Below are 21,531 nucleotides of genomic sequence, written 5' to 3'. Positions count from 1 at the left end.
AATTGAACAAGTTGAGAATGTAATGATACCAAAATAAAGGGTCTATCATCATTTTTGTTTATTATGTGCCCCAAACGAGAAGTTTGATATATGAAGTATACATTTTCCATAGCGAAGATTTTTGTGGGGATTCTTTTAATCCAGTTCCAGGTCTATGCTCAAGAAGAGCCCATAGAAGTTGAGGAAAGTGCCGAGGTTTTTTTAGAGGAATACTCGGATGCTTTTCAGGAAAAGTTCTTTGAGGCATTAAAGCAAAAAGGTATCGAAAACTATGACAAGGCCATTAACCTTTTGTTGGAGTGTAGACAAATGGATACCGATGCCCATGTGATAGATCATGAGCTTGCCAAGGTATATTTGGCCGACAAGCAATATGCCCAGGCCGAGGAATATGGGATAGATGCTTTGAATGCAAAGCCTGAGAATCTTTGGTACTTGGATACTTTGGTGAACATAATCCTAAAGCAGGGAAGTTCCATGAATTCCATAAAACCGAATATTCCATATGCAAACAATGCATTAAGGGAGAATTTGGCGTTGATTTATTTCAAACAGAAGAACTTTGAAGGTGCGCTCGAAATATTGGATGAAATCCAGGTATCGGCATTTTCAGAGGAATTGAGATCTAAGCTCAAGGACTCTATCGAAAAGCAGAAATCACATAAAGCCAAGACACCTAAGGAGACTACCAACACCGTAGTTTCAGATCCCTTGATGGACTATAAAACGAAAATAGAGAACCTTATTCAATCCGAGGACACGTTGTCTCTTGAGGAGATGGCAAAGGAGGCTTTGGAAAGTTATCCCTTGCAACCCTATTTTTATTATGCCCTTGCCCATGCCTTAAACAAAAAGGGGGAACATACGCGGGCCGCCGAGGAATTGGAATCTGCATTGGACTATATTTTGGATGATGCTGTTTTGGCAAATAAGTTCTATGAAGAGCTGGTTACCGCATATACCGCTTTGAAAGATACTTCTAAAGCAAATATGTATCTTCGTAAGATAAAACCCGGATTTTAGCTATGGATTTGCAACTGATGAGGTCACGAACAGGGGTAGGCTTTATGGTGTTTTTGTGTTTATTACTTTCCTGCAAATCCGCCAAAGTAGGGGGGGATGGTTCCGTTGACGAAAATTTATCGGCAAAGAACGTTATCCGCAAGCATTATCAAAACCAAACAAATTTCAATACGCTTAGCGGAAAGGCCAAAATAGACTACTCGGATGGGAAATCCACACAAAGTGTCAATGTAAGCCTTCGGATACAGAAGGACAAGGCCATATGGATGAGCGCCCCTTTAGGTTTGGTAAAGGCATATATTACGCCAACTCGGGTTTCCTTTTATAACAAGTTGCAAAACGAGTATTTTGACGGCGATTTTTCATATCTAAGTGAACTGTTGGGGACCGAGTTGAATTTTGATAACCTTCAGAACCTATTATTAGGCCATGCCCTTTTTGATTTGCGTAAGGAAAAATTTGATGTTTCCATTGCTCGTGCCAACTACCAACTTAAACCCAAGCAAGCGTTATCTATTTTTAGGATATTGTTTCAAATAGAACCTGTAAATTTTAAGATGGCCGCCCAGCAATTGTCCCAACCTTCAAAAATGCGGATATTGGAAATAGATTATAAGGACTACCAAAAGGTAAGTGCTTGGATTTTACCTAAAAGGATAACGGTAGCCGCTATTGATAGTGCCCATACGAATAGTATTGATATTGAATACCGAAACATGGAATTCAATAAACAGCTAAACTTTCCCTATAAAATACCAAAAGGGTTTACAGAAATAGTTTTGAACAAGAATGATATATAGGGGGCTATATAGGATTTGTTTTGTAGTATTTTCGCTTTTCTGCATGGTACAGGCCAATGCCCAGACCAATGAACAGAAACTGTTGGAAGCGAAGCGCGAAAGGCTTCAGGATGAGATACGGGAAATAAATCGCCTATTGTTTGCCGAGAAGAAGCAGAGAGGAACTGTTTTGGACCAAATGGAAGCTCTGGACAAAAAAATCAACGTACGCCAACAGTTGATTCAAGTGACCAATCAGCAATCCAACTTGTTGAATCGAAAGATCAATGCCAATATCCGGAACATTGCCAAACTTAAGGACGATTTGCAAACTTTAAAAGAGGAATATGGTACGATGATCCGAAAGTCGTATCAAAACAGGGCCCAACGGAACCGTTTGATGTTCCTGCTTTCCGCGGAGAATTTCTTTCAGGCCTTCAAGCGGTTGCAATATATGAAGCAATATACCGATTATCGTAGGGAACAAGGAGAAATGATACTCGAAAAAACGGATGAACTCACCCGTTTGAACAAGGATCTTACAGAAGAACGGAAAGTGAAGGAAGTGCTTCTGGCACAAAACCGAAAGGCTAAAGATCAATTGATGCGGGAGATAAAGGCTCAAAAAGAGCTTTTGGGCTCTATTCGAAAGAATGAAAGCAAATATGCCGCTGCTATTGAAAGCAAACAACGGGAGGCCCGAAAAATTGACAAACAGATTGAAAAACTGATACGCAATGCGATTGCTGCGTCCAATAAAAGAACGGGCAAGACTGGTAAAAGCTTCAACAAATTTGTATTGACCCCCGAAGCGACCATAGTGGCGAATAATTTTTCCGCCAACAAGGGAAAGCTTATATGGCCCGTTGAAAAGGGGATAAAGAGCCAAGGGTTTGGTATATATAAGGACGCCGTTTATCCCGGAATCAAGCATGAGAGCAATGGCGTTATCATAACTACAGAACAGGGAGCCAAGGCAAGGGCCATCTTTGAAGGTGAGGTTATTGCCATTCTTTCCGTTCCAGGTGGAAACAAAGGGGTTCAAATAAAACACGGCAATTTTATCAGTACCTATTACAACCTTTCCGATCTTTTTGTTCGAAAAGGGGACAAAGTTGCGGCAAAAACCGAATTGGGCACGGTTTATACCAATCGGTCCAACGGACAGACCCGTCTCAAATTCTATTTGTACAAGGACACCTCAAAGTTAAATCCCGAGGATTGGGTATATAGACTATAAAATCAAAACACTTTTCATGAACACTATTACCGATATACAAGGAACTTTTGAATTACATAACGGGGTACATATGCCCTATTTCGGATTGGGGACGTATCAGTCCGATAACGATCAGGAGGCCATTGACGCTGTCCGATGGGCATTGGATGCCGGTTATCGCCATGTGGATACCGCCTCGGTCTATAAAAATGAAGAAGGTGTGGGCCGAGGGATACAGGAAAGTTCAGTGGCCAGGGAAGAGGTTTTTGTGGTCAGTAAGGTCTGGAACTCGGATCAAGGTTATGAAAGTACACTTAAAGCCTTTGAGGACAGTCTTAAACGATTACAACTTAAATACCTTGATCTATATCTGGTGCATTGGCCGGTTACTGGAAGCTATAAGGATACCTGGCGTGCTATGGAAAAATTATATGCCGAGGGAAGGGTCAAGGCCATAGGAGTCAGTAATTTTTTGCGGCATCATTTGGAAGACCTGTTACAGACCGCTGAAGTTGTACCTATGGTCAATCAAATGGAATTCCATCCCTATTTGGTGCAACAGGATTTGGTCGATTTCTGTGCTTCAAAAAACATTCAATACGAGGCATGGTCCCCATTTATGCAAGGGAAACTGTTTAGGCTGGACATATGTAAGGAATTGGAACGGAAATATAATAAATCTGCCGCTCAGATTATATTGAGGTGGGATTTACAGAAAGGCGTGGTCACCATTCCCAAATCGGCCAAAAAGGAACGAATTCTTACCAATGCGGCAATTTTCGATTTTGAACTTACAGCGGATGAAGTCGCTTTTTTAGATAGTTTTGATCGAGGGGAACGTATCGGTCCAGATCCTGATAATTTCGACTTCTAGGGATTTTAATAGGCCAAGGACCTATTCCATGAATAAAGCCCTCAACTCAGTAGCCTCCTTGGGTTTCATTTTACCAGCCAATACCAAACTGAGTTGTTTGCGCCGTAATGCCGCATCAAAACGTTCCTTTTCCAATGGAGTTTCCGGTTCAAGTGGAGGTACTTCGGTAGGCTTTCCGGTTTCATCCACGGCGACAAAGGTATAGATGGCCTCATTGGCCTTACTTCGCTTTCCGTTATAGCGATCTTCCATCCAAACATCAATGTAAACCTCCATCGAAGTGGTAAAGGCCCGGGACACGGCCGCCTCAACGGTAAGCACACTACCCAAGGGAACAGATTGATTAAAGGCAACGTGATTTACCGAAGCCGTAACGGTAATACGCCTGCTATGACGGCGTGCGGCAATACTGGCCGCCCTATCCATTCGGGCCAACAATTCACCTCCAAAAAGATTGTTCAGAGGATTGGTCTCACTAGGGAGAACCATATCGGTCATTATGGTTCGGGATTCAGAGGGTTTTTTGGCCTGCATCTAAAAAAATTTAGGGCTGTATGCCCAATTATTCGGCAAAGATACATTCAATTTAAAGGGGGAGAAAGGACTATGAACTTATTTTACGGACTTTAACCAAGCATCACCGGAGTGTGTCCGCCTAACGTGTTTCAGGGCATTCAATGCTTCTTTGGGATCATCATGGCTACTATAGGCTACCATATGCAGGCCAAAGTCATTCGTGCCCAAATAGGAGGCTTCAAAACCTAGCTGGTTCAATTGCTGGATTTTCTTGTCCGCATTGGACCTGACCCTAAAGGCACCGGCAATAACATGATGTGTTCCTCTTCTAAGGCCTTTTTTGGCGATAACATCCAGGGTAAACGTAGGTAATTCCATGGGTCTATTACCAAAAAAAGTAGCTTCTTGGATTCGCTTGGAAACTTGTTGCTGCGCTTCCTCCCGTGCCAATTGTTCTTGGTTCCGTGCTTCCTGATACGAACGAAAGCCCGTTAATCCAGTGGCAAGTGCCAATAGAAATACCGCCGCGTATTTGAGATAGGGCCTAAAGGAATATTCTTTCCGTTTTTCCGGAGTAAAGGCAAAAGGTACTTTCTCTTCCAAAACGACAACACGTTCCTTTAGGTCTTCTCTTAATACAGGCGAAGATGGGAACGATGAAAAACCGAAGGAGGAGGTAAGGTAATTGATTTGTTGGGAAGGTTGAAATTGAATCCTGCCGCTTTCGTTCAACCATAATTCCCCAATGTGGGGTAATTCCAGCTTTTCATTATTTCGCAAACCGGTTTTCCATTCCTCCGAAATGCGGCCCACTTTTTGCGACATCAATTCATAGGAAGTCTTTTCAGCCTTGGAAATATACGAAACCAAAAGCCCGTCATTGGAAGTGAGCTGTTCGTTAAAGGAAAGCATTTTCGTAGGCGGATGGAATGTATGGGTATCGGTATCGAGAACGGAAGATTTGGTTTGTGTTAGAAAGGCCCCAAAGCCCGGAATAACGACACAATTATATCGGTAAAGTAATTCGGTTATATAGTGTTCCAAAGCCATATGGGACAAATATTAAAAAAAATCATAGCCCTATAAAGCACCTGCATAACTTTTTATTAACATTGTATTTCAGGTGTTTTGTGGATAACTAAAAGGGCTTTGTAAATGATTAATAGCGAATTGATTGCGGTACTCCGTCTCCAGAACGCCCCTTATATTGGAGATGTCACGGCCAAAAAGCTTATTGCGCATTGTGGGAGCCCCGAAGCTGTTTTTGAGGATAAGCTACATCGTTTAAAAAAGATTGATGGCATTGGTTCGGCTAAGCTCAAGGGCCTGTTCGATTCCGAACATTTAGAAGCTGCTTTATCGGAATATGAATTTATACAGGAAAATAATATATCCTATTCCTACTTCATGGATTCGAGCTATCCGTCATATCTGAAACATTGTATTGATAGTCCCATTTTACTTTTTATGAGGGGTAATCTGGATTGGGAGGCCAGGAAAATAATTAGTGTTGTGGGCACACGAAACATAACAAGTTACGGAATGGCCTTTTGCGAGGCCTTCGTAGCCGATATCGCGCCCCTAGACCCTATTATCGTTAGTGGTTTCGCCTATGGAGTAGATATTTGTATCCAAAAAGCGGCCATGAAGTACGGATTGCAGACTATTGGCTGCCTTGCACATGGTTTAAACCAGATCTATCCCAAGATACATTCCAAATACATGGCCGATGTTGAAAGTAACGGTGGATTCCTTACCGAATTTTGGAGTTCCCAAAACCCGGATCGCGAAAATTTTTTGAAGCGTAATCGGATTATTGCCGGGATGAGCGAGGCAACAGTAGTTGTGGAGTCTGCCGAAAAGGGAGGTAGTTTGGTTACGGCGGATATCGCACATGGTTATAACCGTGATGTTTTTGCGGTTCCTGGCCGTGCAGGGGACAAGTTCAGTTCGGGCTGCAATAACTTGATCAAACAACAAAAGGCACATATGCTTACTTCGGCAGCGGATTTGGTCTATCTATTGGGTTGGGAAGTGAAAAAAGAAGAGCCCAAAGCAATACAAAAACAACTTTTTACGGAGTTGGACGAAACGGAAAAAATCATATATACCTATCTACAAAAAGAGGGCAAACAGTTGTTGGACAACATTGCCCTGAAATGCAGTCTACCTATCTTCAAGGTTTCCTCCACCTTGTTGAATATGGAAATGAAGGGAATAATACGCCCCCTTCCCGGAAAACTGTTCGAGGCAATTTGAGATTCTACGGACCGACGGGTCTGTTTAGCGACATATAGAAACGCTGGAGTCACAGTTTTTGGCAATTTATCGATGAAATACAGTTTAATGACCTAGTAGGTAAATCAAAAAAACAAAAGATTAATCTATTGAACCGACCCTATGGTTGGTATATCAAAATTTTGGTCCATTTACATTTTGGAACCTTCTTTGCTGACGGTAAATCGGGATAGCCTTTGAACTGGTTGTCCGTCTAGGGTCATTCCCTCAACCTTGATGATATATTCCCCAGTACTATCACCTGTATAGAACGAAAAAGAAGGAGGACTATTTTTTGCTACAGGAAGTTTGGGCTCCCAATGCAAGGTGGTGCGGTAATCCGGTTTTTCATGTTCCTTTTTGGGAACGGCATAATTAGGGGAATGGAATTCCCTGGCCTTATAGACCCCGGAAACGGTAAAGCTGGCCACCCCGGGAAAGCGTTTGGTGACGGGCGGTGGGATGAGCAACGAACCTTTTGTGTAAATGGCCACAACCCCATTACCACCGCGCCCGCCATAAATGGCCGCCGCACCTCCCTTAAGGACATCCAGGAACTCAACTTCACTAGCCATCATAAATCTGGCAGATTCCCAAGGAGTCGGACCGCTATCTACAATATAAATGGGCTCACTTCCTCGTAAGAAGCCTGTAGGTCGTAAAATGGCGGACTGGTTGGGATACGTTCCAAAGACCTGTACGCCGGGCACTCTGCGTAGCATATCCATCATACTGGCTCCTAGGAGACCTGGAAGGGAATCCGTGAACAACCGCATGGTGGGCTCGCCGTGTAGCGTAATCTCGTCGGCCTTTTCCCGTATAAACTTTGCCCTGGTCCTTTTTTCTCCGATAACGGTAACTTCCTGAAGCTGGGTTACTTTGGGACTATAAGCGAAATCAGTTTCCATCTTTTTCCATGCTGTTTCGAGATAGTCCTGAACGTTTCCGGTGGGTGCAAATGTGCTCTTTCGCTTCACAGGTTGGCTAAAAGGGACCGAAAAAACCGTAGAGTCTATATAAATGGCCACTTCCGGCTTTCTCTTTTTCCCCAGCGCAAAGGCCTCTAGGATTCCTTGAATACTGTCCTGAAAGATAAGCGGGCCAAAACTGAACTCTCCTTGGAAGTTGGTGGGGCTTTGTTCTTGATAGGCCCCCTCATCCAAAATAGTAAACCTCACCTGGGACTTCAACGATTTGTTACTGTTGTAGAATGCCGTGGTCGTGCCCCGTATTACGATTCCTTTTTCTGGATCATGTTCCAATACCCTGGTTGTTAAGGTATCCCGAAAATCCTTCCATACGAATCTGCGCCAACCATGTGTAAGCATCAACAGATCCAACAGCTGTTTTCTGGAAGATGAGTTGTCCACAAAAAAATAGTCCGGATCCGGAACGGTACCTCCCAGATCCGAATCCAAAAGCAACCAACTTTTAATATTCGTTTCTGCATGCCTTTTTGGGTCGTTGGTACTGCTGACCACACTTACCGAAAGCTCGCCTTGGACGGGTGCCCCAGTTTCGTCCTTTAGCGTTATCATAGTGGATACAGGTTTACGGACGCCATAGTCCATGAATTCCGTGCTTATGGAAAGTTCCAGATTATCTGGAGAATCCAGGAAGACCAAACGTTCACAGAGCGGTTCCCCGTCCCGTGCGAACAAAGTAAATTGTGCCACACCATCCTTGAGGCCATCCGTGGACAATTTGAAAATGGCATCGCCCTTGGCGTTTGGCTTCTCAATGTGATGCTTGTAGATAATCTCTCCCCTAAGATGACCCAACAAGAAAAATCCTTGTAAACCCCTTTCATCATTGGAGGTAACCTTTATAAGAATATGGTCTCCCTTGTTTTTGAGATTGAGCACATAACCCTTGGCCAATGGCTTCGGTAGGGGAAACGATGCATCGATTTCCCCATTGTCAATTCGTGCGTAATACTTTTTCCCGGCCTCCGGGGTAAAATTAGCGTTCCCCAGCCCAAAATCAAAGGTTCGGAAAAAAGCTACGGGATTGCCGCTTTCATCCAATATCTTACCCTGTAATGCAAGGCCGTTTCCTTTCTTATCCGTGGCTTTTATGCCCGTAACGTTTTCCAATCCGCTGACCAAATACCCTCCTTCGGGGAAAAACTCGATGTTCGGTCGGATTATGGGCGATAACAAGGAGTTGTCCATATCATCCTCCACGGTCGGCTTTTCTGGTTTGGCCACAATTTTTGGGGAATCCCAGATAGGAATTTGCTTATGGAAAAAGAGCGGCTCTTGTTCGTTCAGCATATACTTGGTATAGGCCCTTAAAGTATAGATTCCCCCTTGTAAACTGTCATTAATCTTGATATCCCCGGCCGCACCAAAATCTTCAATATGGAGTCTTCTTAGGGCGATTAGGCTATCCTTTTCGTTCCAAAGCTCTACATAAGCGATTTTGCTCTTGGTGCTTTGGGTATGGGTTACACCATCTACCAAATAAGCCTTAAACCAAATGGTCTCCCCACGGCCATAAAACTCCTTATCCGTTTGAACATAGACTTTTTCCGGTCCTCCGGTGGCCGCATAATTTCGTAATTCCTCCAATATGGTTTCGTGGTAAGGGTTTTTGCTCTGTTGCGAATGGATATTGGAACCCGGGAGTAACAGCAATAGAAGGGAAACGAAAAAACTGAGTCGCATTTTCTTCGTACGGGGGAGGAAGTTATGAATCATGATCAAAGCGCTGATGGACGCTTTAAGATACGAATTAATACCCTAATTTCCCACGGACCCTGTGCAAAACTTCATCCGCCACTTTTTTGGCCTTTTGAGCTCCAAGTGCCAGGGCTTCGTCCACCTCTTCCAGATGGGCCATATAATACTCGAATTTATCGCGGGCATCTTCGAATTTCTGTAGAATAAGTTCGAACAAAGCTTGTTTGGCATGCCCGTACCCATAATCGCCAGCCAGATAGTTGGCGCTCATTTCCTCGATCTGTTCTACGTTGGCCAATATTTTATACAATGCGAATACATTGTCCGTTGAAGGATCCTTGGGCTCTTCGAGCGCCTTGCTATCGGTAACAATACCCATTAATTGTTTGCGCAGTTTTTTATCCGGTTGAAAGATATCGATAAGGTTACCCTTGCTTTTGCTCATCTTTTCCCCATCCGTACCAGGAACATACATGGTTTCTTCCTGGACCTTGGCGTCCGGCAACACAAAGGTTTCCCCCAATTGGGCGTGAAACCGGGAAGCTACATCCCGCGTCATTTCAAGGTGTTGTAATTGATCCTTCCCCACCGGAACGATGTCGGCATCGTACAATAGGATATCCGCCGCCATCAACATGGGATAGGTAAAAAGGCCCACATTCACGTCCTCCAATCGATTTGCCTTGTCCTTAAAGGAATGGGCCAAGGTCAATCTTTGGTAAGGGAAAAAGCAACTGAGATACCATGCCAGCTCGGTTACTTGGGGCACATCGCTTTGCCGATAAAAGACCGTTTTTTCCACATCGAGCCCAAAGGCCATCCAAGCGGCTGCCGTGGCATAGGTATTGTTGCGCAATTGGGTTCCGTCCTTTATCTGGGTAAGCGAATGCATATCCGCAATAAAAAGAAAGGATTCATTATCGGGATCGGCGGCCATTTCTATAGCCGGAATAATTGCCCCAAGAATATTTCCCAAATGTGGAGTGCCCGTACTCTGTATGCCTGTTAAAATTCGCGCCATAAGCTGAGTTCAAAGAAAGGCAAAGGTAAAAGAAATCAGAAAAATCAAGGCCAAAATAGCTATTTTTGGCCGTATGCTTACGTTACTAAAAAAAATAGGCCAGACGCTGTACCGTATGTGGTTCTATATTTTGGTGGCAACTCCTATTTTTATATTTTTTCCGTTCCTTCTAGTATTCACTTTCTCGGAAGGGACCTATCCCCAATTTTTTTGGATGGCCCGAAATCTATGGGCTGCCCCCATCTTATATGGTATGGGCTGTCCGCCCCGAATAATCCGCGAACAACAAATGGAAAAAGGCAGAAGCTATATGCTCGTGGCCAATCATACCAGTATGTTGGATATTATGCTTATGCTTTGGACAAGTCCGAGCCCCTTTGTTTTTGTGGGCAAAAAGGAATTGGTCAAAATTCCATTATTCGGATTTTTTTATAAACGGGTCTGTATCATGGTAGATCGCGATGATACACGGAGCAGGACAGGTGTTTATAGAAGGGCACAACGGCGCTTAAACCAAGGGCTTAGTATTTGCATCTTTCCGGAAGGGGGTGTTCCCGAAGAACACGTTATTTTGGATGAATTTAAGGACGGGGCTTTCAAAATGGCCATTGCCCATAGTATTCCTGTAGTACCCATGACCTTTTTTGACAGCAAAAAACGATTTCCTTTCACCTTTTTTAGTGGAAGCCCGGGCCCGTTGCGGGTAAAGGTGCATTCCTTTTTGGAAACTGGAGCGCTGACCGAAGAGGATACTGGGAACTTAAGGGAACAGGTAAGGGGCTTGATTTTAAAGGATCTGCAAAAATGAAAAACGCCCCGACAAAGCTATCGAGGCGAATAAGCAGTCGTTGAGGGTACAACGACTTACCTAACCAACATCATTAGAATTTAAAACTCAATCCGCTATATACACCTACCGAAAATGGTCGGAAGTCCCCAGCAGTTTCTGAGAAGGTATTCAGTTGATATTTAAAAATAGGTTCCAGGTTAAATCGTAACTTAGGTGTAAATCTATAATTAAGACCAAAACCTACATTGGTACTGAAGTTTACGTTATTAATATTGTTGGCCTCGCCCATTTCAGTAGTGAGTCCGTTCGAGGTAAGGGAAACGGTATTATCATTCACCAAGAACAAAGAGCTTACCCCGCCAATTAGATTTATACCGAATTTCCGATCTAGGAGAGCGTAGTTGAGTTCCACTGGGACTTCGAGATATCCGAACTGTTGGGACATGGTACCATTTCGTGTTGGATCCTGTGCCGTAATGTCCAAAAGTGCTGCTTCCGGATCGGCCACAGCACTGGAAACACCGTTTGCCTTGCTTTGTACCACCAAGTTTTTGGAAGTCGCGGTATAATTTATGTTATCTATTTGCCCCTCGGCAGATGCCTGAAGGGAAGAGGAAAATTCCACGTCATTGGTATCATAGCCAAAATCTACCCTATGAAGCCCTGAACGAATGCTTAACCTATCATTGATTTCATAGGCGACCGTAAGACCATAACTTAAATTGATATCCCCCGACTTTGAGTTGGGTACGAAAATGGAATGCACTGGTGAACCCTCACCAATGGCGTTGTAATAGACGGGCGCGATGCTGGGCCCTGCGGACCATTTGCTACTCTTAGCCTCCACTATGGCTTCATCTTCCTGCTGCTTTTCAATTTCATCAAAAATTGATTTTTTCCCGTTGTCCAGCTCAGGTTCCTTGGGGATCTCTTCTACGGTTTCCACAACACCCTCATCCGATGTATACCCTAGATTGTCCTTGGGCGATATTTTAGTAGGATTGGTGTCCGCATCGGGCCCCTCCTCTTTTTCGTTTTCCAAATCGGTGTCGGAAACCGCAACGGCTCCGCTCTCATTTCTGGGAACAGGATTGGGATTAAGTTGGAATTTATCCGTAGCGGCCTCATTCTGTTGCCCATCTTTTTGGGAATCGACAATTTGAATAGCCTCGCCTTGTCGATTCTTTTCCGGCAAGAGACCATTTTCTCCTTTAGTATTGATTTTATCCAAACGAGAATCTGAAGCATCTTTCCGGGTATTTGCGACGGCTGGGATTTTATCCTCCGTTTGATGGATTGGATCTACGGTTTCCTTTTCGTCATTGGTATCAACATCCGCAACTTCAATTTCAACGGAACCTTGTGGAGTGGTGGACTCGGTCTCCTTTTTTTCTTTGCCCTTTTCCACATCTCGTTCATCAATATTTTCAGTATCCGTGATTATCGCATCCTGTTCAGGTGCACTATCGCCCAATGGATTTATAACATACATAAGTAGGGCCAATACGGCGGCTACCCCACCCAGTTTCCACCATAGCGGAATCGGTTTGCGGGATTTTTCCTTTTTGTCCAATGTAACCTCAATGGATTCCCAGACTTTCTCATCAGGTTTTTCCTTGAAATCCTTGAATTTTCTTTGGAACAATGTGTCTAAGTTCTTTTTGCTCATTTTACAATGACTTAAGCAATGTTCATGTTTTCTTTTTCCGAACCCGGTAACTAGTTTCTTTATAGGGTGTCCACTAATGCAATAATCAATATGCCGATTATTGACCGGGTCGTTTCGGTTTCAATTTTTTCTTTTAAAATGGTCCTTGCACGCGCAAGGTTTGATTTTGATGTTCCTGGTGACGTTCCCAAAAGCTTACTGATCTCTTTATGGGAATAGCCATCCAATACATATAAATTAAAGGTTAGCCTGTATTTGTTAGGGAGCTCTTGAATATATTTCAGTAAGGTCTGTAAACCGATATCCGCATAACCCTCGGATTCGAACTCTATTTCTTCGCCAATGTTTTCATTGACCACTTTTAGGTATTCCTCCTTACGATACTTTTGCAATACGGTGTTCACGGTTATACGCTTTATCCAACCTTCAAAGGAGCCCTTGGATCGGTACTGACCAATTTTGTCAAAAATGGTAATAAAACTGTCGTGAAGACTGTCTTCCGCTTCAGTCCTATTACGGGAATACTTAAGACATATACCGAACAGTATATCAGAATACTTCCTATATAACTGCTCTTGTGCCTTCCTGTTACCCTTTTTACAATTGGCTATGAGTTCTTCCAGACTCAAAATGTTGGTTAGATTATGTTGCTTTTATTAATTAACGGGTACTTCTACTTCAAAATACTCATCCATGCCGTCTTCGGTTCCTTGCCAAAATCTAAAAGTGTATGGTTCATCGAATAGTACGACAAATATAAATGTGGCTTCCTCTTCCTCTATGGCTGCGGTACAGGCTTGATCTGTCCGTACTGAACCTACAGCCACCACATTACGGACGGTGACATCTTCTTTGACAAAGTCAAAACCTTCAAAAAAAGTACAGCCATCCGGTCTTACATAGGTAACCTTTACTTCGTAAGTCCCATTGAGATCAAATGATTCGGGAAGTTCCACACTTGTAATCTGCAAGGCCGTAAAATGAAAATTCGGGCTATCGTCGTCCAAATCGCAAGAGCTAAGACCAAGCACTGCCAAAAGGGAATAGAAAATTAAAAAATACCTTTTCATTGGCAATTGGGTTTTCTTCTAAGATGTAAAGAAAAGGCAAAGGTTGCGTAAATACGCCTTATGACGGATAAAATTGCATATAATTCAGCCTTACGGCTTCAGTATGTTCAAGATACATTAAAAGAAAGGGAGCCTAAAGGTTTTACCGGAAAGAGAAATTGAATGCTACTTCAAGGCGTTTATCGCTTCCCGTATTTTGCCTTCCAATTCTTCAAAAAGTTCGGGATTATCCATAAGTAGGGTTTTTACGGCGTCCCTTCCTTGACCCAATTTGGTGTCTCCATAGCTGAACCATGAGCCACTCTTTTTTATAATCTCATATTCTACGCCCAAATCTATGATTTCCCCAACCTTGGAAATTCCCTCGCCGTACATGATATCAAACTCTGCCGTCTTAAAAGGTGGGGCCACTTTGTTCTTTACCACTTTTACCCGTGTCTTATTTCCTTGTACCGAACCATCGGTATCCTTGATCTGGGTGGATCTACGGATATCCAAACGGACGGAAGCATAAAACTTCAATGCATTACCCCCGGTGGTAGTCTCTGGGTTACCGAACATGACCCCGATTTTTTCCCGTAACTGATTGATAAAGATAACCGTACAGTGGGTCTTGCTTATAGATCCCGTCAATTTTCGCAAGGCCTGAGACATCAGTCTAGCGTGTAGTCCCATTTTGGAATCCCCCATTTCGCCTTCAATTTCACTTTTGGGGGTAAGTGCGGCAACAGAATCCACAATCACGATGTCAATGGCGCCCGAGCGGATAAGATTATCGGCAATCTCCAAGGCCTGCTCCCCATTATCCGGTTGGGATATGATGAGGTTGTCAATATCTACACCTAATTTCTGGGCATAGAAACGATCAAAGGCATGTTCTGCATCTATAAAGGCAGCGATTCCGCCATTTTTTTGAGCTTCGGCTATGGCATGCAATGTTAGGGTGGTCTTTCCTGACGATTCCGGGCCGTAGATTTCAATGACCCTGCCCCGTGGATAGCCCCCAACGCCCAAAGCAATATCCAGGCCCAAGGAACCGGACGAAATTACCTCAACTTCCTCGACGACGTTATCGCCCATTTTCATTACGGTGCCCTTACCATACGTCTTGTCCAGTTTATCCAAGGTAAGTTTCAAGGCCTTTAATTTGGCATCTTTTTCGGAGCTCATATTATCTGTGATTAAGGACGCTAAAATACCATTTCTTTTTGCATATCGCAATGTGGACGCAACCTTTTTGGGAAACCTGCATCTAGCTTTAAATAGGCGGTACTAACTCAATATATAAACCATTGTTTTTAGTGGCAATGGGCAGCGGTGGTCATTTCCTTTTTTGCATTTTTTTTAAAGAATGCTATGAAAAAGAAAAATGGGATGGCCAATGAAGAGTCTTGATAAATTCAAGGCTCTTTTTTATGAATGAAATAGTTGCATCGCGAAACCTTATAGGTGACATCGCCACCCGTTTCCAGACAACGCCTTTTCCAATTGCCTTGGAGTTTTCCATATTATCTTACCTTTGCCCTTTAAATAAAATCATTCTTTTAACTTAAACTATTCGTATAGCATGCAACTGTACAATACCTTAAGTGCAAAGGAAAGAGCTGCTCTTATCGAAAAAGCGGGCCGAGAACGGCTGACCATCTCTTTTTATGCCTATGCACATATTGGCAATCCCCTGATTTTTCGAAACCATTTGTTTATCCATTGGAACAAGCTGGATGTTTTGGGCAGGATTTATGTGGCCCATGAGGGAATCAATGCCCAGCTATCCGTTCCCGCGGAAAATTTTGGGGCATTCAAGGCACATTTGGATAGCATTTCGTTCTTGGAAAATGTACGCCTTAATATTGCCATAGAACAAGACAACAAATCGTTTCTCAAATTGAAAGTAAAAGTCCGCAAAAAAATTGTTGCCGACGGTTTAAACGACCATACTTTTGATGTGACCAACAAGGGTATACATGTGGACGCGGAGCTGTTCAACGAGCTCATTGAGGATCCCGATACATTGTTGGTGGATATGCGCAACCACTACGAAAGCGAGATTGGCCATTTTAAAAATGCCATCACCCCGGATGTCGATACCTTCCGTGATTCCCTGGACATCATAGAGAGGGATCTGGCGGCACATAAGGAAGATAAGAAGTTGGTTATGTATTGCACTGGAGGGATTCGTTGCGAAAAGGCCAGTGCGTATTACAAGCATAAAGGATTTAAACAAGTCTATCAGTTGGAGGGGGGAATCATTGATTATGCCAGACAGGTGAAGAAAAAGGGATTGGAGAATAAATTTCTGGGCAAGAACTTCGTCTTTGATCATCGTAGGGGCGAACGCATTTCCGAGGATGTTATCGCCCAATGCCATCAATGTGGCAAACCCTGTGATAATCACGTGAATTGTGCCAATGAGGCCTGCCATCTTTTGTTCATTCAGTGTGATGAATGTGCCCAAAAAATGGACAATTGTTGTTCGGACACTTGTAAAGAAATCCATAACCTTCCTTATGAAGAGCAAAAAAGACTGCGCAAGGGAAAAGTGGTAAGCAACAAGATTTTCAAGAAAGGACGTTCGGAGGTGTTAAAATTCAAGAGATGACCCCATAGCCCTTGGAAGTGCCGGGAAAAAGAATACAAAACCAGGCAAGGATGAAGCCGAATTCTTCGAATTTTCCAAAGAAGCCCTGCACTTATTAACTTTTCATCGAATTAAAAAATCACTACCTTTACGTTTAAGTTAAATATGAACCTTTTTTGATCAAGAATTCCTCTAATTCCAGTACTGTGAGGGCAAGTTTGATCAAATCAAGATATTAAATATGGGGTGTAGCAGTTGTTCGACCGCTAAGGACGGACAGCCACGCGGATGTAAGAACAATGGGACTTGCGGTACGGATGGCTGTAATAAATTAACGGTTTTCGATTGGCTTTCCAATATGTCGCTTCCCAATGGTGCAAAGCCGTTTGACTGTGTGGAAGTCCGATTTAAAAATAGTAGAAAGGAGTTCTTCAGAAATACGGAAAACCTAACCCTTTCCATTGGTGATGTTGTGGCTACCCAAGCGCAATCCGGCCATGACGTTGGTATGGTAACCCTAACAGGTGAGCTGGTAAAGGTACAGATGAAAAAGAAAAAGGAGGACCATAATTCACCCGACCTTCCCAAAATATATCGCCGGGCCACCCAAAGGGACATTGATAAGTGGCAAAAATGTAGGGGAAGGGAAGAGGAAATCAAGAAAAGATCCAGGGAAATTGCCATTATATTGGGTCTTCAAATGAAAATCTCCGATGTTGAATTCCAGGGAGATGGATCCAAGGCCACTTTTTATTACACCGCAGAGGAGCGCGTAGATTTTCGTCAGCTGATAAAAGACATGGCCAAGGCATTTGGCATACGCATAGAAATGCGTCAAATAGGATATCGGCAAGAGGCCCAACGACTTGGGGGAATTGGCTCTTGCGGCCGGGAATTATGCTGCTCTACATGGTTGACCGATTTTAGATCGGTAAGCACCTCCTCCGCACGTTACCAACAACTATCCTTGAATCCCCAAAAATTGGCCGGCCAATGTGGTAAGCTCAAGTGTTGCCTCAATTATGAATTGGATATGTATCTCGAGGCCTTAAAGGATTTCCCATCCTCGGACACCAAACTTCATACGGAGAAGGGATTGGCCTTTTGCCAAAAAGCGGATATTTTTAAATCGACACTATGGTTCTCCTATAGGAATGAACCTTCCAATTGGCATGCACTTTCTAAAGACCAGGTCGTGGAAATTATCCAGAAGAATAAAAAAAAGGAAAAAGTAGCCAGTCTGGAAGAATATGTAGCGGATAATTCCGTTGAGGAAGAAAAGGTGTTCGAAAATGTTGTGGGCCAAGACAGTCTTACCCGTTTTGATAGGCCAAAGCGAAGAAAAAACAGGAATAGGAAGTCAAGAAAGAATCAGAAAAGACGTTCAAAAAATGTTTAGGAGGTTACTTGCCCTAACAATTGTGCCGCTCTTTATTTCCTGTAATGACGCTTTGGTAAAAGCGGAATACAAGGCAACCGACAAGGGTTCCTGGAACAAGGAAAACACTATTGAATTTACGTTTTCTGAAATGGACACCTTATATGCCCACAATCTATTTATCAATATAAGGAATGACGAGACTTTCCCTTACAGCAACCTTTTTTTGATAGCCGAACTTGATTTTCCTTCCGGACGAACCATAAAGGATACATTGGAGTATGAAATGGCCAGACCGGACGGCAGTTGGTTGGGAAAAGGCTATGGCAGTATAAAGGAAAACAAATTATGGTATAAGGAGAACATCGTTTTTCCTTCCTCCGGCGTATATACCTTACGTGTATCCCATGCCATGCGAAAGAACGGAAAGGTAGAGGGAATCGTAAACTTGCAGGGAATAACCGATGTCGGTTTCCAAATTGAAAAAAGAGACCCATAAATAATGGCAAAAAAAACGATAAAGAAAAAGAACGACAAAGGATTTTTTAAATTCATAAAATGGTTCTGGATACTCTTTGCAACCGGAATTCTTTCCGTCGCATTTCTTTTTTTATTGGCCTCCTGGGGGTTTTTGGGGGAAATGCCCACCTTTGAGCGGCTGGAGAATCCTCAGACCAATTTGGCCTCTGAAATCATTTCCTCGGACGGCGAGACCTTGGGAAAGTTCTATTTGGATGACAATCGTACCCCGGTGCCTTTTGATAGTCTTCCGCAAAATTTGGTCGATGCACTGGTGGCTACCGAGGATGCCCGTTATTTTAAACATTCTGGAATCGACGCCCGAGGCACGCTTAGAGCCCTTGTTTTCTTAGGAAAGAAAGGAGGGGCCAGTACCATAACACAGCAACTTTCAAAATTGCTTTTTACAAAGAAACCCTCAGGAGGGATAGATCGTATTCTTCAAAAAATAAAGGAGTGGGTCATTGCTACGCGTTTGGAAAGACAATATACCAAAGAGGAGATCATAAAAATGTACATGGATCAATATGACTTTGGTTATGCCGCGGATGGAATACGATCCGCATCCCGGATTTATTTTGGAAAGGAACCCAATGAGCTCAGGACGGAAGAATCGGCGGTATTGGTAGGGATGTTAAAAAATTCGTCGCTCTATAACCCGATCCGCCGGGAGGAGCTTGTTTTAAATCGAAGAAATACCGTATTGGGGCAAATGGCCAAATACGGGTACCTTACCGAGACGGAGAAGGATTCTTTACAAGCTTTGGAAATGGGCATCAACTTTAATCCCGAATCGCATCGTGAGGGAATCGCCACCTATTTCAGGATGTATCTACAGGGCTTCATGAACCGATGGATAAAGAAAAATCCCAAACCGGCCTTGGACGACGACGGAAGAGATCAATGGAACATTTATTTGGATGGCCTAAGGATATATACGACCATAGACTCGCGTATGCAACAAAATGCCGAGGACGCCGTAGCTGAACATATGAAAAATCTACAGGCCGAGTTCTTTCACCAGAATACCTCAGATAGGAACCCAACGGCCCCCTTTTTAGAGCTTTCCCAAGAGGAAATTGATGGAATCATGGAAAGGGCCATGAAAAATTCGGCGCGATGGAAGAAAATGAAGGCAGCGGGATCTTCGGAAAAGGAAATTAGGGAGTCGTTTACCAAACCCGCGGAAATGACGGTCTTTGATTGGAATAGCGATTCGCAGGAAAAGGATACCATAATGACACCCCTGGATTCTATTCAATACTATAAAACCTTTCTAAGGGCGGCTATGATGTCCATGGAACCCCAGACGGGCCATGTAAAAGCTTGGGTAGGTGGAGTCGATTACAAACATTTTCAATACGATAATGTCATCCAAGGGGCTCGGCAGGCCGGATCTACATTTAAGCCCTTTGTTTATGCGGCCGCCATAGATCAGCTTCGATTATCACCCTGTGACTCATTACCGGATACCCAATATTGCATTGAGACCTTGAAACACGGGAATATGGAACCATGGTGCCCAAAGAATTCGGATGGAAAATACTCTGGACGAATGCATACCCTAAAACATGCCCTCGCCAATTCCATCAATACGGTTACGGCACAATTGATCGATCGGGTCGGTCCCAAATCGGTAGTATCCATTGTAAAAAATTTGGGACTTACCAAGGAGATTCCGGAAGTTCCGTCCATTGCTTTGGGGACACCGGACTTCAACGTGTATGAGATGGTCGGGGCCTATGGCACTTTTGTAAATGAGGGGGTGTACGTAAAACCTGTTATGGTTACCCGTATCGAGGATAAAAATGGCACGGTGCTATACGAGTATGTGCCGGAGACCAAGGATGTGCTCAGCAAGGATGTGGCCTACGCCATGGTGGACTTAATGAAAGGGGTTACCGAAGGAGGCTCAGGAACGCGGTTACGCCATACTTTTGCAACAAACCAAACAGTATATAAAGAGATCGTCACAGGATATCCATATGAATTTGCCAATCCTATAGCGGGTAAAACCGGGACCACACAAAATCAAAGTGATGGTTGGTTTATGGGGATGGTGCCCAATTTGGTCACTGGCGTTTGGGTCGGTGGCGAAGAACGTTCCATCCATTTTAGGGGCCTGAAATACGGACAAGGCGCTTCCATGGCCCTCCCTATTTGGGGTCTCTATATGAGAAAAAACTACGCTAATAAGGAATTGGGGGTATCCGAGGGGGATTTTCTCGAACCCGAGGAATTGTCCATTAATGTGGATTGCACCAAGGTAATAGAGGAATTGGAAAAGGAGATCGATTCCGAGGACGACTTGGACGATCTTGACTTCTAAAAAAGCGGCAAACACCTCATATGGGAATCTACAATGCTTCGGGTTTTGTGCTTTCCTATTTCCCAAATATCGAGTAATTTCATAGCTCAATTTGTACAATATGATACCTAAGACAGTAAGCGATGCAAAAGAAGCTTTGGAAGGTGTGGAGGATGGAATGACCTTTATGCTTGGGGGTTTTGGTCTCTGTGGAATTCCGGAGAATGCCATTGCGGAGTTGGTTCGCTTGGGGATTACCGGCATTACCTGTATTTCCAATAATGCAGGAGTGGATAATTTTGGTTTGGGACTGTTATTACAAAAGCATCAGATTAAAAAAATGATCTCCTCCTATGTGGGCGAGAACGACGAATTTGAACGACAAATGCTGAGTGGTGAGTTGGAGGTAGAGCTTACGCCTCAGGGAACCCTGGCCGAAAAGTGTAGGGCAGCCCAAGCTGGGTTTCCGGCATTCTATACCCCGGCCGGGTATGGAACGGAAGTGGCACTAGGAAAGGAAACCCGGGAATTCAACGGAAAAATGTACGTGTTGGAAGAGGCTTTTTCTGCAGATTTTGCCTTTGTAAAGGCTTGGAAAGGTGATGAGGCCGGGAACCTTATATTTAAAGGAACGGCACGCAACTTTAATCCCTGTATGTGCGGAGCGGCAAACATTACGGTGGCCGAGGTAGAGGAATTGCTTCCTGCCGGTAGTTTGGATCCCAATCAGATTCATGTTCCCGGAATATTCGTACAACGGATATTTCAAGGAGAACATTATGAAAAGCGAATTGAGCAGCGAACGGTACTTAGGCGTACTTAATTT

The 21,531-nt window shown here is 43.6% G+C and carries 19 protein-coding genes; 11 read left to right on the top strand and 8 right to left on the bottom strand.

Annotated features, from left to right (window positions below; all coding sequences use genetic code 11):
• Positions 1-90: 90 nt before the first annotated feature.
• The 4 genes from ACO06Y_RS04735 to ACO06Y_RS04720 are packed head-to-tail and all read left to right on the top strand — an operon-like array spanning position 91 to position 3,895.
• Complete coding sequence (locus tag ACO06Y_RS04735; protein ID WP_422082683.1) at positions 91-1,023, top strand: tetratricopeptide repeat protein; 933 nt, start codon at positions 91-93, stop codon at positions 1,021-1,023.
• 2 nt (positions 1,024-1,025) lie between these two features.
• The gene (locus ACO06Y_RS04730) at positions 1,026-1,823 is read left to right on the top strand and encodes a DUF4292 domain-containing protein (RefSeq protein ID WP_422082682.1); all 798 of its coding nucleotides are present in this window, start codon (positions 1,026-1,028) and stop codon (positions 1,821-1,823) included.
• 43 nt (positions 1,824-1,866) lie between these two features.
• Positions 1,867-3,042 (top strand): murein hydrolase activator EnvC family protein, encoded by a 1,176-nt coding sequence (locus ACO06Y_RS04725; RefSeq protein ID WP_422082681.1) that lies wholly within the window; start codon positions 1,867-1,869, stop codon positions 3,040-3,042.
• A 16-nt stretch (positions 3,043-3,058) separates the two neighbouring features.
• A complete protein-coding gene (locus tag ACO06Y_RS04720; RefSeq protein WP_422082680.1) occupies positions 3,059-3,895 on the top strand; it encodes an aldo/keto reductase in 837 nt (278 codons plus the stop codon).
• A 21-nt stretch (positions 3,896-3,916) separates the two neighbouring features.
• Here ACO06Y_RS04720 and ACO06Y_RS04715 read toward each other — a convergent pair whose 3' ends face one another.
• Positions 3,917-4,429 (bottom strand): acyl-CoA thioesterase, encoded by a 513-nt coding sequence (locus tag ACO06Y_RS04715; protein WP_422082679.1) that lies wholly within the window; start codon positions 4,427-4,429, stop codon positions 3,917-3,919.
• Between the two features lie 78 nt (positions 4,430-4,507).
• Positions 4,508-5,461: an SPOR domain-containing protein gene (locus ACO06Y_RS04710; protein WP_422082678.1), complete on the bottom strand. Its 954-nt coding sequence runs from the start codon at positions 5,459-5,461 to the stop codon at positions 4,508-4,510.
• 105 nt (positions 5,462-5,566) lie between these two features.
• On the opposite strand from ACO06Y_RS04710, the gene dprA reads away from it, so the two are divergent.
• Positions 5,567-6,670 (top strand): DNA-processing protein DprA, encoded by a 1,104-nt coding sequence (gene dprA, locus ACO06Y_RS04705; RefSeq protein ID WP_422082677.1) that lies wholly within the window; start codon positions 5,567-5,569, stop codon positions 6,668-6,670.
• Between the two features lie 170 nt (positions 6,671-6,840).
• Here dprA and ACO06Y_RS04700 read toward each other — a convergent pair whose 3' ends face one another.
• Together ACO06Y_RS04700 and trpS are read right to left on the bottom strand one after the other, a co-directional pair.
• On the bottom strand, positions 6,841-9,357 hold the full coding sequence (locus ACO06Y_RS04700) for a TonB-dependent receptor (RefSeq protein ID WP_422082676.1): 2,517 nt from the start codon (positions 9,355-9,357) through the stop codon (positions 6,841-6,843).
• A 67-nt stretch (positions 9,358-9,424) separates the two neighbouring features.
• Complete coding sequence (trpS, locus tag ACO06Y_RS04695; protein ID WP_422082675.1) at positions 9,425-10,393, bottom strand: tryptophan--tRNA ligase; 969 nt, start codon at positions 10,391-10,393, stop codon at positions 9,425-9,427.
• Between the two features lie 73 nt (positions 10,394-10,466).
• On the opposite strand from trpS, the gene ACO06Y_RS04690 reads away from it, so the two are divergent.
• Positions 10,467-11,201 (top strand): lysophospholipid acyltransferase family protein, encoded by a 735-nt coding sequence (locus ACO06Y_RS04690; protein WP_422082674.1) that lies wholly within the window; start codon positions 10,467-10,469, stop codon positions 11,199-11,201.
• Positions 11,202-11,274: 73 nt separating this feature from the next.
• On the opposite strand, the gene ACO06Y_RS04685 is transcribed toward ACO06Y_RS04690, so the two are convergent.
• The 4 genes from ACO06Y_RS04685 to recA form a co-directional block, all read right to left on the bottom strand.
• Positions 11,275-12,852 (bottom strand): outer membrane beta-barrel protein, encoded by a 1,578-nt coding sequence (locus tag ACO06Y_RS04685; protein ID WP_422082673.1) that lies wholly within the window; start codon positions 12,850-12,852, stop codon positions 11,275-11,277.
• A 59-nt stretch (positions 12,853-12,911) separates the two neighbouring features.
• Positions 12,912-13,481 (bottom strand): RNA polymerase sigma factor, encoded by a 570-nt coding sequence (locus ACO06Y_RS04680; RefSeq protein ID WP_422082672.1) that lies wholly within the window; start codon positions 13,479-13,481, stop codon positions 12,912-12,914.
• Between the two features lie 27 nt (positions 13,482-13,508).
• Positions 13,509-13,922, bottom strand: coding sequence for a hypothetical protein (locus tag ACO06Y_RS04675; protein ID WP_422082671.1), 414 nt, complete (start codon positions 13,920-13,922; stop codon positions 13,509-13,511).
• 165 nt (positions 13,923-14,087) lie between these two features.
• Entirely contained in the window at positions 14,088-15,092 is a 1,005-nt protein-coding gene (gene recA / locus ACO06Y_RS04670) for a recombinase RecA (protein ID WP_422082670.1), read from the bottom strand.
• Positions 15,093-15,489: 397 nt separating this feature from the next.
• Here recA and ACO06Y_RS04665 point away from each other — a divergent pair, with 397 nt between their 5' ends.
• The 5 genes from ACO06Y_RS04665 to ACO06Y_RS04645 all read left to right on the top strand — a co-directional run bounded on the left by ACO06Y_RS04665 (position 15,490) and on the right by ACO06Y_RS04645 (position 21,528).
• On the top strand, positions 15,490-16,521 hold the full coding sequence (locus ACO06Y_RS04665; protein ID WP_422082669.1) for a rhodanese-related sulfurtransferase: 1,032 nt from the start codon (positions 15,490-15,492) through the stop codon (positions 16,519-16,521).
• A gap of 220 nt (positions 16,522-16,741) precedes the next feature.
• On the top strand, positions 16,742-17,899 hold the full coding sequence (locus ACO06Y_RS04660; protein WP_422082668.1) for a PSP1 domain-containing protein: 1,158 nt from the start codon (positions 16,742-16,744) through the stop codon (positions 17,897-17,899).
• Positions 17,892-18,377 (top strand): gliding motility lipoprotein GldH, encoded by a 486-nt coding sequence (locus ACO06Y_RS04655; RefSeq protein WP_422082667.1) that lies wholly within the window; start codon positions 17,892-17,894, stop codon positions 18,375-18,377. The genes ACO06Y_RS04660 and ACO06Y_RS04655 overlap by 8 nt, the downstream gene beginning before the upstream one ends.
• Before the next feature lie 3 nt (positions 18,378-18,380).
• Positions 18,381-20,726: a penicillin-binding protein 1A gene (locus ACO06Y_RS04650; RefSeq protein WP_422082666.1), complete on the top strand. Its 2,346-nt coding sequence runs from the start codon at positions 18,381-18,383 to the stop codon at positions 20,724-20,726.
• A gap of 100 nt (positions 20,727-20,826) precedes the next feature.
• Complete coding sequence (locus tag ACO06Y_RS04645; protein WP_422082665.1) at positions 20,827-21,528, top strand: CoA transferase subunit A; 702 nt, start codon at positions 20,827-20,829, stop codon at positions 21,526-21,528.
• Positions 21,529-21,531: the final 3 nt, after the last annotated feature.

Origin of the sequence: Ulvibacterium sp., from assembly GCF_965228935.1 — a bacterium.
GTDB lineage: Bacteria > Bacteroidota > Bacteroidia > Flavobacteriales > Flavobacteriaceae > Ulvibacterium.
Note: the sequence above shows the minus strand (reverse complement) of the source record. Positions and strands in the feature narration are given on the sequence as shown.